This window comes from Paenibacillus sp. alder61 (assembly GCF_020179875.1).
Lineage (GTDB): Bacteria > Bacillota > Bacilli > Paenibacillales > Paenibacillaceae > Fontibacillus > Fontibacillus faecis.
Genome location: NZ_JAIUDG010000001.1, coordinates 102139 through 116175 on the forward strand (window position 1 = coordinate 102139; position 14037 = coordinate 116175).

7 protein-coding genes are annotated in these 14037 nt (G+C 51.5%); 5 read left to right on the forward strand and 2 right to left on the reverse strand.

Annotated features, from left to right (window positions below; translation table 11 throughout):
• The first annotated feature begins 325 nt into the window (after window positions 1-325).
• Both LBW89_RS00400 and LBW89_RS00405 read left to right on the forward strand, forming a co-directional pair.
• Window positions 326-2842, forward strand: a complete 2517-nt coding sequence (locus LBW89_RS00400) for a GH39 family glycosyl hydrolase (RefSeq protein ID WP_225038164.1) — start codon at window positions 326-328, stop codon at window positions 2840-2842.
• A gap of 43 nt (window positions 2843-2885) precedes the next feature.
• Complete coding sequence (locus tag LBW89_RS00405) at window positions 2886-4982, forward strand: methyl-accepting chemotaxis protein (protein WP_225038165.1); 2097 nt, start codon at window positions 2886-2888, stop codon at window positions 4980-4982.
• A 159-nt stretch (window positions 4983-5141) separates the two neighbouring features.
• On the opposite strand, the gene LBW89_RS00410 is transcribed toward LBW89_RS00405, so the two are convergent.
• Window positions 5142-6038, reverse strand: a complete 897-nt coding sequence (locus tag LBW89_RS00410; protein ID WP_170287005.1) for a TetR/AcrR family transcriptional regulator — start codon at window positions 6036-6038, stop codon at window positions 5142-5144.
• Window positions 6039-6282: 244 nt separating this feature from the next.
• On the opposite strand from LBW89_RS00410, the gene LBW89_RS00415 reads away from it, so the two are divergent.
• Window positions 6283-7725: a DHA2 family efflux MFS transporter permease subunit gene (locus tag LBW89_RS00415; protein ID WP_225038166.1), complete on the forward strand. Its 1443-nt coding sequence runs from the start codon at window positions 6283-6285 to the stop codon at window positions 7723-7725.
• Window positions 7726-7985: 260 nt separating this feature from the next.
• Here LBW89_RS00415 and LBW89_RS00420 read toward each other — a convergent pair whose 3' ends face one another.
• Complete coding sequence (locus tag LBW89_RS00420; RefSeq protein ID WP_225038167.1) at window positions 7986-10649, reverse strand: adenosylcobalamin-dependent ribonucleoside-diphosphate reductase; 2664 nt, start codon at window positions 10647-10649, stop codon at window positions 7986-7988.
• A gap of 507 nt (window positions 10650-11156) precedes the next feature.
• Between LBW89_RS00420 and LBW89_RS00425 the strand changes: the two genes are divergently transcribed.
• On the forward strand, window positions 11157-12938 hold the full coding sequence (locus LBW89_RS00425) for a DEAD/DEAH box helicase (RefSeq protein WP_213505075.1): 1782 nt from the start codon (window positions 11157-11159) through the stop codon (window positions 12936-12938).
• A gap of 6 nt (window positions 12939-12944) precedes the next feature.
• Window positions 12945-13877 carry a YqhG family protein gene (locus LBW89_RS00430; RefSeq protein WP_225038168.1) on the forward strand — a complete coding sequence of 311 codons (933 nt, stop codon included), beginning with the start codon at window positions 12945-12947 and terminating at the stop codon, window positions 13875-13877.
• Window positions 13878-14037 lie beyond the last annotated feature (160 nt).

The following is a 14037-nucleotide window of genomic DNA, read 5'->3' on the forward strand; positions in this document are numbered from 1 at the left end:
ACCAATAATTATCGTCAGCGTCCGGAAAAAGGACCGTAAAGTTAAAAAATCCACCTTTTAGCAGCCCAATAAAACAAAAAAACGCTCTTCACCAAGAGCGTTCATCAGCCATGATCCTATGTCCGGCGTGGATTCGAAACCAAACATTTTAACACAGCCAAGGTTAAAAAATAACTATGATAATTATCCTGATTAGAGTATATTTTTAACCTAAATCGTCATTTTCCAACATTTCACTCTTTAGTATTGTGGATTACATTAATATTTAGTACACTCTGAAATTAGAATCGAATTAAAAAAAACACCCATCAAGGAGTGCTTGGTCTTGGAGTTTCGTCACGAAATCATCAACTTTCCCAAGAAGCTTCCCATTAAATTTTTTCTCCACCGGATCGGCAATGTCAGCCGCCATTGGCATCAGTCGTTAGAGCTTATCGTGGTCATGAAGGGCGACGCGGACATCAACGTGGGCAACGTTTCCTACCGGCTAGGGGCGGGAGACCTCATTCTCATCAATTCGAACGAAGTGCATGAGCTGCATTCCGAAGACGCCACCATGGTCGCCTTGCAGATCAAGCTTGAGCTGCTGAAGGAAGTGGTCGTGGACATCAAAAAAATGTATTTCGACTGCAACACCGTCAAAGCGAACGATCCCGGCTCGTTCAGAAACATCAAGCGAATCGTCGCCCAAATCCTGCAGCATAACATCAACGCCTCCGAATTCGTCGATTTGAAGAACGCCGCGCTCGTGTACGAGCTGATTTATGAGCTCTGCACCCATTTCAGCAGCGACGAACCGGAAGCGGACCTCCAGCCCAAAGAAGGAATGGACCGGCTGCGGCGGATCCTGGATTATGTCAACAGCCATTATAGCGAGCCGATTTCCCTGCAGGAAGTCGCGAAGCAGGAGTTTTTGTCCGTCCCGTACCTGTCAAAATACTTCAAGAAAAAATTAGGTTTGCCCTTTAGCGATTATTTAAAAGATCTGCGGCTGCATTATGCCGTTAACGATCTGCTCAACGAGTCTTTGACGATCGACAAAATCGCCGCCAAAAACGGGTTTCCCAACGTACGGTCCTTCGTGACGGCTTTCGGGGAGAAATACGGGGAACTCCCCAGCATTTGGCGCAAGAAGCACGCGGAGGAGGTTTCGGGAAGCATCGAGGCGACCAAGGAAAAATCCGTAAACTACTATCAGGACGAGCCGCATTCCTATCATGAAGAAATTTCCCGGTTTATCGAAAATAACCTGGGACAACCTTCCTTGGCCCCGCCGGAAAAGGTGCTGCAGCGCTTCTCGACGGCGCTTCGGATCGACGTGACCAGGCAGACCGGGAAGCTGAACCATCGTTTCAAAAATTTCATCGGGGTCAGCCGCGTCAAAGAAGTGTTATACGCCGAAGTTCAGGAAGCGCTGCGTACCGCGCAGCGGGAAATCGGTTTTAAATACATCAAGATGCACGGTCTGTTGGACGACGAACTTATGGTATACGACGAGGATGCCGAAGGAAGGCCTCTGTTTAATTTCCGGCTGATCGACAGCGCTTTTGATTTTCTATTATCGGTCGGCCTGAAGCCGCTTGTGCAGTTTTCGTTTATGCCGGCGAAGCTGGCCAGCGACCTGTCCAAAACCGTGTTCTACACCAATATGAACACCAGTCCTCCCAAAGACATGGCTAAATGGAACCGGCTGGTCGAAGCGTTGACTTTGCACCTGATCGGACGGTACGGCATGGAGGAAGTCCGCAGTTGGCTGTTTTGCGTATGGAACGAGCCGAGCTCGTCCAACCTGCTGTTCGGCTTCAAACAGGACGAAACGTTTTTTTCGCTGTACAAAAATACGTACGAAACCGTAAAAAACATCGATGCTTCCCTTTCGTTCGGAGGACCCGCGGCTTTCTCAACCTACAACAAAAGCGAGGATTGGCTGTTTTCGTTTCTTGCGTTTAGCAAAGACAATGACTGCCTGCCCGATTTTATCACGATTCACTATTACGATATCGATCTCATCGCCCAGAACGATCAACTCAGCATGGACAAGCAGCTCAATCTTAGTCCGGTCACGGATTCATTCAAGCAATTCATCGACCGGCTGCAGCTCCGTCTCCGGGAAGCGGAATTGGCGTCTTTGCCGGTATATTTAACCGAATGGAACTCCACGGTTTCCCATAAAGACCTGATGAGCGACACCTGCTTCAAATCATCGTACGTCATCAAGAACATTGCCGAAAATTACGACCGCCTCGAATCGTTCGGATACTGGCTTCTGACCGATCTGCATGAAGAAAACCGGCTTCCCAGCCAAGTTTTTCATGGCGGCCTGGGATTGTTTACGTATAACAACATCAAAAAGCCCGCATACCACGCCTTTTGCTTCTTGAACAAGCTGGGGAATTACCTGGTGGACCGGGGGGACGGCTACTTTATTACCAAACAAGATAACCGTTACCAGATTTTGCTGTACAACTACCATCATTACGATGACATCTACGCAAACGGCATTTCGATCAGCATTTCGCACAAGGAACGCTATTCGCATTTTCCCGGCAAAGCTAAACGCGAATTCCGGCTGGAGCTGGCCCCTCTTGTCGGGAGCTTCGAAATCAGGCATTCCATCGTGAACCGCGACTACGGCAGCGCTTATGACAACGCGCTCAAACTGGGCCAAGCCGCGGAACTTTCCCTTGGCGATATCGAATACCTGAAGCGGATTTCGATTCCGAGGATCGAGAAGGAAATTAGCGCCTCTTCCGAGACGTTAACCGTTCATGCGGTTCTGCAACCCTTTGAAATCCGGTTGATCGAAGTGTCGGAAAGGCCGGCGAGTACGTTGGAACCGTAAACCCTAAGCTGCTAAATCCATAAAATCTGGAGGGACAATCGTGATGAAATGGTTTAAAAAGCAAAAGGTCATTGTCAAATTCATCGCCCTATCTTCTGTTATTCTAATCGCGGCTTTTTTCGTTCTGATTACTTGGAATTTGAATGTATTGAAGAAAGTGAGCATGGACCGGGGCATGCTGGAAGCCCAAAACACAGGACAAAATTATGCGGATGAGAACGCTAAAATCGTTCAGAACACGGTGGCTTCGCTTGCTTCCATGCGTTCCATATTTAACGACGAAGTGTCCCAAGGAGATACGGACCGCCAGCGGATGATCCGCCGGCTCGGAAATCTGCTCAAAGAAAACGACGCCGTCAGCTCCATATTTACGATCTGGGAGCCCGACGCCTACGGACGGGACGCCGATTTTACGGCGGATTCACTTTTCGCCGTCAATGGAGGGCGCATGGCGACCCTGGTGATTCGCTTCGATGATGGAAACATCATGCCGGTGCCGTTTGGCGATCTGGACACATTCACCGCGTACGATCAAGCTAAAGCGACCAAACGGGCCGTTGTCATGGAGCCTTATAACGCCCCGACCGAGGACGGAAAATCGGAGCTATTGACCATGATCGTCTTGCCTGTTTTGGACCAAAACGAACGCTTCCTCGGGATTGTCGGCGGCGCCTTCCTGCTCGATACCTTCCAACAAGCCGCGGAGCAAGAACACCCGCTTGGCGGAAACGTTTCTTTGCTTTCGGGCGGCGGTTTATACATAGCGAATGGAGAAAATCGCAAAGAAATCGGCAAGCCCTTTGTCTCGTCGGAAGAGAACAAACGGCTGTTTGAAGAAGTGCAAAAGGGCAAGCTCGCGCATGAAGTCGCAGGCCCGGACGGAGCCGCCGTCATCCGCTCCTTTAAGCCGATTCCGATCATCGACGACCAGGTTTGGTATGTGCAAACGGCGATACCAAAAGCCGAAATTTTAACAACGTATACAAACAACCGCATCGAATCCATCCTCATCGGATGTTTGGCCCTGCTGCTTCTCGGCCTTGGCATTTGGTTTTTGGCGCGGCTGATCGTGATCAACAATATCAAACGGATGGTAAAAGCATTGCGGTTTATGGCTGACGGCGACTTAACCCAAACCGTGCCCGTTCAATCCAGGGACGAATTCGGAGAGATGGCGGGGCATCTGAACGAAGCGACTGCCCATCTGCGGAAAATGCTGCAGCAGACGTCCGAGATCGCCCTCACCGTCAGCGCCACTTCAGAGGAGCTGACCGGAGGAGCAGAACAAACGTCACTGGCGGCGCAAACGATCTCCGCATCGATGGAAAATGTAGCCGATGGCATAAACGAGCAGAACGAAGAGGCGGCCAAGGCGGCCGGAATGATGCGGGAGATGACCGAGAGCGTCCGGAGAGTGGCGGCCACGGCGGAAGCGGTGTCGGAATCGGCCGAAGATGTCATCGGTCAAACCGAGCAAGGGGACCGGGTCGTACAACGCGCGGTCGGGGAAATGAACGCGATTTCCCTTTCCATGGCTGAGTCTAACGAGGCGATGAAGCGGCTTAGTGAGCGCTCCGAGGAAATCGGGAAGCTGATCGGACTGATCTCGGGCATTTCGATCCAGACCAACATTTTGTCCTTGAACGCCTCTGTCGAAGCGGCGCGCGCCGGTGAACATGGCAAAGGATTTGCCGTCGTCGCCGCGGAAATCCGCAAATTGGCGGAACAAACGAAGCTTGCCGTGGGCCAGGTGCAGGCCGGCATCGCTGAAATTACGACGGACACCGACCATGCCGCGGCGCTGATCGGCAATACGGCGCTTGAGGTTGAAAAGGGCTTGTCGAGCGTCACCGAAAGCGGACAATTATTTGCTTCTATTATGAAGGAAATGAAACAGGTTGGAGTCCGGGCGCAGGAAGTTTCGGCCGAGGTGGAGGAAATGGCGGAAGGTACCGTGCGCGTTGCGGAAGCGGTCCGCCTCGTGTCGGGCATCACGATGAAGTCGGCGGACGAAACCGCTCAGGTAGCTGCGGCATCCGAACAGCAGTTGGCCACGATGCAGGAGATTTCGTCGGCGGCCGCTCATTTAAGCCGTCTCGTCCAAGAGCTGACGGATCAGATGGCGCATTTTAAAGTATGAACGTTAGTCAATAGAATGCCGGAAACCCCTGATCAATTTTAAGGATCAGGGGTTTCTCTGTTTTTATTGGGTTATTGACGTGTCCTCCCCCTGTATGGCGAGTATCGAAATATCGAACCAAATGGAAAACTCCCCCTGCTGGGAAAACGGGCTCTATCTTCACGGATTGAGGTCTGCAGGATAAAACCCTAGCTTTTTTAATGTATTTATATAAGTTACCAATTCATCCGTATTCATAATACTTTTTATATTCATTAAAGATTTCAAACAACTTGAGATTACGGCTTTCCGCGGATTCTCAGACATGGCTTCACTCTGTACAAATTGTAACAAATCAAGGGCGTGCTGTTTATTATCGTTATTTGCAGGAAGCCTCTCAATTAATTTTTTTAAATTCCCAGTACTTAACATGAGATCATTATAAGGGAAATCTACTTGTCCTATGCTAAGTAAAGACTGTTCAAAATCTTCAATATTAAAAAGCCGTATACGCTTATGTTTAAGTAATGGAAGGACTTCATCTACTAGACTAAAACAATAATTGCAAATTTCAATCATGGGTTTGGGTTGGATTTGGACATTATTTATTTCGTTGGCATTATGCAGAATCCCCGTTAAAAAAATTGTAGCATCCGCAATATAATCCCGATATTCCGGGTAAATCTGCTTCATCCTTGTGAAGAACCAATATGCCCATTGCTGCCTGATCTGTTTTAAGAAAGCAATAATTTCACTATCGTTGGAAACTAGAGCGTCCATAAGCAATGCATCGACTTTTTTTTCTAAGCGATAGTTCATCATAACTTCTAACTGACGAATAAAGATATCTTTGTTCGTTTCATCCTGTCCGATTAAAAGTTGATCCCGATCCACATACATTTTTTCTTCGGAATACACAAGTACATCCCTAAATAGTTCACCTTTGGTTTGAAAGTGTTTATAAAAAGTTCCTCTTGAAATATTGCTTCGGTCAAGAATGTCCTGGATCGATGTGGCATGATAACCTTGTTCAATAAAAAGACGGAGAGCCGTCATTAATATATCGGATTTTTTCACCTGCACCATTCTCATCCTTTCTGTTAACATTATACACCATATACTGCCTGTTCAAATATATACTCCTCATATATTTAATGATTGATTTTTTGCTCATTCAAGTATAATATAGACCTAGTAGACTATGGGTTCAAAAATATACTTGTAGTATAAACGGTGAAAACCGCAGCTCATATCGCTGTATCGATAATGCTGGGCACTGTAATGGGTTCATTTATTCCATTCTGAATAGGAGGAAATCAACATGGAGAAAGAACAGTCTCTTCCTGCGTTAAAGCGAACTATACTTGTGGTCGTTATGCTTGCAGGTGCATTTGTTACCATGTTAAATCAGACGCTCCTCAATACTGCTTTGCCACAAATCATGAAGGATCTATCCATTTCCGCTAATACAGCTCAGTGGTTAACGACCGGGTTCATGCTTGTCACTGGGGTGTTGATTCCGGTTTCAGCTTTTCTAATAGAAACATTTTCAACAAGAAGACTATTTATTACTGCCATGTGCCTGTTTGCGTCCGGGACATTGATGGCTGCTACTGCACCAAACTTTCCTGTTTTAATATTCGGTAGGATTCTACAGGCGGTAAGTGATGGGCTCATGCTCCCTTTAATGCAAACGATCTTTTTAATGATTTTTCCTGTTAAACAACGCGGGTCAGCAATGGGTATGGTGGGACTGGTGATGGCTTTTGCTCCTGCGATTGGACCGACACTTTCCGGTTGGGTTGTTGAGAACTTTTCATGGCGGGCACTCTTTTATATGATTTTCCCAATTGCTGTACTAATAATCATTTTTGCTTCGTTTATGCTTGAAAATGTTACGAAAGTGACTCATCCTAAAATTGATATCATGTCCATTATTTTGTCATCCCTTGGATTTGGAGGATTGTTGTATGGCTTCAGCAGCGCAGGTAATCATGCTTGGAGCAGTTCAGAAGTGGTCATGGCTTTAATTGTCGGTACGGTCGCAATTGGTTTGTTTATTTGGCGGCAACGGACTGTTGAAAAACCGATGCTTGAGTTTAAGGTGTTAAAAAACCGGACCTTCTCATTGACCTTAGTCATCGGTATGGTTGTGATGGTGACGATGATCGGCGTAGAGCTTTTTCTTCCGCTTTATATACAAACGGCTAGAGGCTTTACGCCGCTTGAATCGGGTTTGCTGTTGTTACCTGGTGCGATTGTGATGGGGGTTATGTCGCCGATTACCGGGAGGATCTTTGATAAGATTGGAGCACGACCGTTGGCTGTGATTGGTTCGGTTATCTTAGTGGGTATGACGTTGTTGTTCAGTAACATAACCGCTTCAACGCCATACATCTATATGATGGTAATTTACGCCATACGAATGTTCGGAATATCTCTTATGATGATGCCGGTCATGACGGCTGGATTAAACCAACTGCCCGACCATTTGATTCCACATGGAACCGCAATGAGTAACACGTTGACGCAATTGGCCGCTTCTGTTGGAGCAGCCTTGCTGGTTACGGTTATGACGAACAATACAACGGCTGCCGTTCAGCAACAACTTCCCAATCCAATGATTCATGGGGTCTCAGCTGCCTTTACTTTCTCCACTGTTTTGGCATTCTTTGCTTTAGTATTGTCATTCTTTATTAGACCGATGAAAATCTCTCAGAAAGAAGATACAAAAGACGAAGGCAGTCCTGCCGCTGAAAGCTAAAACGGGTCGGCGCTACCATGCGCCCACCATCCCATCGACCCCCATGCACGAAATTCTCCAAACTTACAATGGGTTCCGGATGGCGGTTGTTGTATCACTAAATATGACAACACACACTGGTATCAGACCGTTAGGTTTGGAGCGTAAGAAAAAGAACCGCCCCATGAAAAAACAGGGGGCGGTTCTTTTTCAAAATCCAACCTATATTACCTTTTTCATATCTAGTCTTTCTCTTCTATATATCTATTTATCTCTAAACCTTACGAGCACTTGCTGTACCCGCAGTTGCTGCAGGTTTTGCAGCCCTCGATGTTGATCAGCGAGGCGGAGCCGCAGGACGGGCACAGGTCCCGCGAAGTGGCAACCGCGCCGGCATGAGCATGGGACGCGGAGCCGCCTTCCGCATGTGCATGCTCGGCATGCTCTTCATGATGCGCGAGCGTGGCCGCTACCGGAGCGGGATCGTGGTCCCCGTACGGCCCGTTCTGCACATGGGTTTCCAGTGCCTTGGCCACGGCGTCCGCGATCGATTCGACGCGGTTCGGGCCGAACCCGATGGCGCCGGAGCCGCCGATGCCTTTCAGGTGCTTGATCAGCAGTTCCACCTTGTGGCCGTGATCTCCATAACGCAGGAACAAGGAGCACACGCGGCCCAACGCTTCCGCCATCGCGAACACATCGGAGCCCGCTTTGCCGACGTTCAGGAAGATTTCGCTCGGAACGCCGTCCAGATCGTTGATCGTAATGTACGCCATGCCGAACGGCGTATTGATTTTGTACGTCGCCCCGTGCAGCACCTGCGGACGTTTCTTGTACTGCTTGTCGAGCAGCTCCTGTTTCGAGGTCCCTTCGGAAACGGCCAGACTTGGATTCAATCCGTTCAAAGTCTTCGCTTCCGCTTTCAAGGCCTCGCCTTCGGACCCGGATTTAACCGCAGTCGCCGCTTCTTCGGCTCCCGTTGCCTCATTCTTCGGAGCGGCGTCCTTGTCTTCTTTTTTCTCCGTTTGAAGAACCTGAACATCGCGGCTTCCGTCGCGGTAAATCGTCACGCCTTTGCAGCCGAGGTCGAACGCCAATTCATACAGCCGCTTCGTCTCTTCGACCGTGAAATCGGCCGGACAGTTGGCCGTTTTCGAAATCGAGCTGTCCACCCAGCGCTGGATGGCGGCTTGCACGCGGATATGATCTTCGGCCGACAAATCCATGGCGGTGACGAAGTAGTCCGGCAGCGGCTCGCCCGGATGGGCGTCCATCCATTCCTGCGCGATCGGCACGAATTGCTCGTCGAAGCCCAGCCGGCTTTGACGGTAGTATTTGAAGGCGAAGTACGGCTCGATCCCGGTCGACGTTCCGACCATCGTTCCCGTGCTGCCCGTCGGCGCTTGGGTAATGATCGTGACATTGCGGACGCCTTTTTCGCGGACGGCTGCCCCGACTTCCGGATACACCTCCGTCATCACCTTCATAAATCCGCTTTGCAGATATTTATCCGCTTCAAATGCCGGGAAGGAACCCTTCTCCGCCGCAATCTCGGCGGAAGCGAGGTAGGCTTCCTTGGCGATGAAGCCGTACAGTTTATCGAGGAATTCCAGTGATTCCGGGCTGCCGTAGCGGATATTCAGCTTGATCATCAGTTCGGCAAGCCCCATCGTACCGAGCCCGACGCGGCGCTCCTTCTTCTGGTTCTTCTCGTTTTCTTCAAAATGGTATGGCGTTGTATCGATGACGTTATCCAGGAAGCGAACCGAATAGCGGGTCGTCGTCGCCAGCTCGTCCCAAGCGACATCGTGGTTCGCTTCATCGTAAAACTTGGACAGGTTCATAGCCGACAGGTTGCATACGCCCCAACCCGGCAGCCCTTGCTCACCGCACGGATTCGTGCAGATGATCGGGTTAAAATACCAGCTGTTCGACATCTGGTTGTAGTATTCCATAAATACGACGCCCGGCTCGGCGGATTTCCACGCCGACTCGATGATCGTATGCCAAATGTCGCGGGCTTTCACGGTCCGGAAATGCACCACCTTGCGCCCGGCCGCTTTCCATTTCTCCAGATCGCCATCCCAGACCTCGGTGTAATCGTCATACGTTGTGTCCGGGAACACGAGCTCCCAGTCCAGGTCTTCCTTGACGGCTTTCATAAAGGCGTTGCTCACGCATACCGACAGGTTGGCGTTCGTCACTTGGCCCATCGTTTGTTTGACGGTAATAAAATCAAGCACATCGGGATGCCAGTCGTTGATCATCAGCATCAGGGCGCCGCGGCGGCTTCCCCCCTGCTCGATCAGGCCGGTTGTGTAGCTGAACAGTCCGCCCCAGGATACGGCACCGCTCGATGATCCGTTGACGCCTTTAACCACGGCGCGGCGGGGACGCAGCGAGCTGAGGTTGATGCCTACGCCGCCGCCTCTCGCCATAATCTCCGTCATTTCCGACAAGGTTTCCATGATGCCGCCGCGGCTGTCTTTCGGCGAAGGGATGACATAGCAGTTAAAGAGCGTCAGCTCGTCGCTCGCGCCCGCTCCGGCGGCGATGCGTCCTCCCGGCACCAGCTTCCAGTCGTCCAGAATATAGCGGAACTTCTCGCGCCATTCCTCTTGAAGCTCCGGCGTTTTCTCGACCGAAGCCATCGCGCCCGCAAGCCGGTCCCACATTTCTTCGGGCGTTTTCTCGATGTTCAGCGTCAGCTTCTCCACATCGGACTCCACCAGTTCGCCCTTGCGCGTCTTGACCGTAACGGTCCGGCCGTTCCGGGCCACGACTTCGCCGACTTCTTTGGTCGGAAACTTCGGATCGTCTTTGGTCAGAACCAGAACCACGTCGCCTACCTTGGCATGACTCGGGTCCGCGTCCTTCCAGGCATACCGGTCCAAAAAGATTTTTTCGCTGAGCCCTTCCAGGCGTTGCTTTTGTTCTGTTTTCAAAGAAAACACCCTCCTCTAAATATGGTCGGCGCAAGCTTCGGATCGAAGAAACCGATCGCGTTCCATGGCTCGAAGTTGCGCGTTGTCGATGATCGCAAAAAAATAGCGGCCACAGGCCTTCAAAAAGCACCGAAAATCCATTGAAAAACGCGAAATCCGGACTTTTTCTTACCAACCTATAACCGAAATGCACACGCTAGAAACGGTATATCATATGTAAAAATCACAACATATTGTGTGCGAATACCATTATACTATACAATATCTCGTTGTCACGGGATTTCAGTATGAAATTTTAGCCAAGAAAATGGGTCAAGCCCGACCGATCGCCGAATTCCTCCCCCATCCTCTTTTTTTCGAGCCGCCTCCTATGAAAATCGCCATGAAAACCGGCTGCTCAGCCGTTAAGTTATGAAGTAACCCGATTTCGTCCATACTACTCCTAACTATGAGCATTCACCTGACGCTGGCCCCGGTCAGCCGACACGCAAAGGGAGGTTTTACATCATGAATCCTCATGCCCCGGGTTCCGTCACTTCCGCAGCCCCTGCGACAACCGCCGTTCCCGGCAGCGTACCGGTCGAGTTTGACCGCAGCTGGTACGAAGACCTGGAAGCAAGACTGGACAAAGGCGGCCCATGGGACGATTGGAAGCTGTTCAACCTCGCCGGCCAGGCCGAAGAGGCTTCGCTCGTCACCAGTTTTGAAGAAATGCTCTGCCTGAAGCATCTTCAGGAGGTCACGCCGCTGCCTCACCAAACCGAGACGGCCCGCAAGGTGCTGTTCGAAATGCGCGGACGGGCGATCCTGGCGGACGAAGTCGGTTTGGGGAAAACGATCGAAGCGGGCCTCATCCTGAAGGAATATCTGATCCGCGGCCTGGTCCGGAAAGTGCTCATCCTCGTCCCGGCCTCGCTTGTTTTGCAGTGGGTGCGCGAGCTGAACCAGAAATTCGGCATCCCCGCCGTAGCGCAGAAGAAGGCGCATTCCTGGCAAAACGACGTCGTCGTCGCCTCTATGGACACGGCCAAGCGCGAACCCCACCGCGAAATTCTGCTGGGAAACGAGTACGACATCGTGATTGTGGACGAAGCGCATAAGCTGAAGAACAAGAAGACAACCAACTATCAATTCATGCTGCAGCTGCGAAAAAAATACTGCCTGCTCCTCACGGCGACTCCGGTTCAGAACGACATGAGCGAACTGTTCAACCTGATCAATCTGCTCAAACCCGGACAGCTCGGCGGACAAACCGACTTTGCCTCCAATTTCGTCTATGACAAGCGGGTCCCCAAGAACGAGGGCCAGCTCAAAAGCGAGCTCGCCAAAATTATGATCCGCAACCGGCGGGGAGACGGACAGCTTGAGTTTACCAAGCGAAACGTCAAAAATATCGACGTCCATCTCTCACCCGAAGAAATGGAATTATACGATGGCGTCACTTCCTTTGTCAAAGACCAATATCATGCAGCGGGCGGGGATCTGAACAGCATGCTTTCCCTGGTGACTTTGCAGCGGGAGGTATGCAGCAGCCGGGACGCCGTGTTCGTCACACTCGTCAATCTGTCCAAGAAGCTCGCTCCCGATTCGCCGCTGCGCGATAAAATCTGGGACCTCGTCGGCATTATCAAAAAGATCCAGGCCAACAGCAAAGCCGAAAAAGCGATGGAACTGATCCGGCAAATGGACGACAAGGTGATCGTGTTCACCGAATACCGGGCCACCCAGGAATATCTGCTCAAATATTTCCGCGACCGGAACATGAGTGCCGTTCCCTATCGGGGGGGCATGAACCGGGGCAAAAAAGACTGGATGATGGACCTGTTTCGCGGCCGGGCCCAGGTCATGATCGCGACCGAAGCCGGCGGCGAGGGGATTAATCTGCAATTCTGCCACCAGATGATCAACTTCGACCTGCCCTGGAATCCGATGCGCGTGGAGCAGCGGATCGGCCGGGTACACCGGCTCGGACAAAAAAACGACGTTCATATCTACAATCTGTCGACCAAAGGAACGATCGAGGAGCATATCCTGAATCTTTTGCACGAAAAGATCAACATGTTCGAAATGGTCATCGGCGAGCTCGATGTCATTTTGGAGCGTTTTGAGAAAAACGATTCGCTGGAAAAAAGCCTTTATAAAATTTTGCTGGAGTCCGGCAGCCAGGAGGAAATCGCCAGCAAGGTCGATTCCCTTGGCCAGTCGCTCCATTCGCTCCGCCACGAACTCGACGCCGCAGGGGACGCGGACGGCAAAAATACGGCGATTCAGCGGCTGCTGGGAGGTTAAAGAACTATGACCATGAGCAGGGAACAGATTCGCGATTTCGTGATGACTTATCTGGAGACGACGGAATGCCGGTTTCTCGAAAAATCGCCCTACCACGTTACCGTCAAACTGTCCCCCCGGGCTGACCGCGATTTGACCAACCGGCCGTACTACTGGGGGTTCATTGAACGGACAGGGACCGAACCGGAGACGATGACCTTCTCGTTTATATTCGATCCCGAACGCCACCGGGAGACGCAGGAAGAATCCGGAGGGGGTGAGACCGCCCAGGAGGATCCCCTGATGTCCCGCCACTTCGGCGCCGTCCGACCGCTGCCGATTCTCGGACCGAACCGCGTTCAGCGGGAAGAGCTGCATTTCGGCAGCCCCCGCCTCAAACAGATTTTTGCCGCGGCCAAGCAAGGCGGGCGCAGCGTTTACCTGTTCGAGGACCCCGGCCCTCTTCAGCGGGAAACGTTGGTCTCCGCCGCCTACGAGCCCTGGCTGGGGGTCCGCTTCAAGCTCGAGTTCTGCTGCGACATGAAGCGGGAGGAGCTGCATTTTATCGGGGTGTCTTTGCGGACGGGGCAGATCGCCGACCCGTTCACCGCCCGGCTGGCCGGGAAAGCCTTCGCTCCCCGCGTTCCCGAAAATATGCATGTGATGCCCAGCCACCTGACGCTGGAGCAAGGGTTAAAGGCGCTCGAGAGCCGGATCGGCGAGAGGCTGAGCCGCTGCGACAGCGCATGGGCGGACGAAGCCCGGGAGAGGTTGGGCGAGGAACTCACGCTCATCGATGCTTACTACAAAGACCTGCTGGCGGATCCCGATGAAGAGCGCAAAAAGGCCGCCGCGGAACAATACGAGGCCCGGCGGGGAGAAATCCGCTGGCAGTACGAGCCGAGAATTGTCGTTTCGGCGATCGGCAGCGGCATCTTTCATCTGCGTTCGCCGGGATAGTCAGACATTGACCTCCCTCGCTAAAATCAAGCAAAAATAGAAGCTGTGCGCGCATCCGCCGCGCGACAGATTGCAGCAACCTTTTTAAGCCGGCCCATGTACAATGGGACAAGCATCGGAGATAGAAGCAGCAGGGACGCGAAACGCGGCGTTCCGCATT